This window comes from Nguyenibacter vanlangensis (assembly GCF_013376155.1).
Taxonomy (GTDB): domain Bacteria; phylum Pseudomonadota; class Alphaproteobacteria; order Acetobacterales; family Acetobacteraceae; genus Gluconacetobacter; species Gluconacetobacter vanlangensis.
The window spans coordinates 1-736 of sequence record NZ_JABXXP010001077.1 but is presented as its reverse complement, the minus strand read 5'-3'; the positions used below and the strand labels follow the sequence as shown (position 1 = coordinate 736).

The following is a 736-nucleotide window of genomic DNA, read 5'->3' as shown; positions in this document are numbered from 1 at the left end:
CCGCGCCCCCTGCCCGCCCCGCGTCCGGCCACGCCCGGCGCGGAAAGCCGCCGCGTCGCAAGGCCGGATGAACCATGGGCCTGGCATCCTATCGCCAGAAGCGCGATTTCCGCGTGACGCCGGAACCCGCCGGGGATGCCGCCCCGGCGGGCGGGCACATGTTCGTGGTCCAGAAACATGCGGCGCGGCGCCTGCATTACGATTTTCGCCTGGAGATGGACGGCGTGCTGAAAAGCTGGGCCGTCACGCGGGGGCCCAGCCTGGTCGCCGGCACGCGGCGGCTGGCCGTCCATGTCGAGGACCATCCGCTGGATTATGGCGGGTTCGAGGGCGTGATCCCGCAGGGCCAATATGGCGGCGGCACCGTGGAAATGTGGGACCGGGGGACATGGACCCCGCTGCATGACCCCGCGGCGGGCCTGGCGAAGGGCCACCTGGATTTCGAACTGCATGGCGAAAAGCTTCGCGGACGCTGGCATCTGGTGCGCATGCGCCCGCGCAAGCCGGAGCGGCGCGAGAACTGGCTGCTGATCAAGGGCGAAGACGATGCCGCCAGGGCGGCGAGCGATCCGGATATCCTGGAAGAACAGCCGGATTCGATCGCCACCGGACGGTCGATCGCCCAGATCGCAGCCGGCCAGATCGCGACCGGCCAGAGCGCAACCGGCCAGAGCGCAACCGGCCAGAGCGCGGCCCGCCGGGGCACGGCCGATACCGTCACGGCCGATGCCGCGGC

At 70.9% G+C, this 736-nt stretch carries 1 protein-coding gene; it reads left to right on the top strand.

Annotation, left to right across the window (positions count from 1 at the left end; translation table 11 throughout):
• Positions 1-74 precede the first annotated feature (74 nt).
• On the top strand, positions 75-736 hold a 662-nt coding region (locus HUK84_RS21330; RefSeq protein ID WP_281362890.1), incomplete at its 3' end, for a DNA polymerase ligase N-terminal domain-containing protein.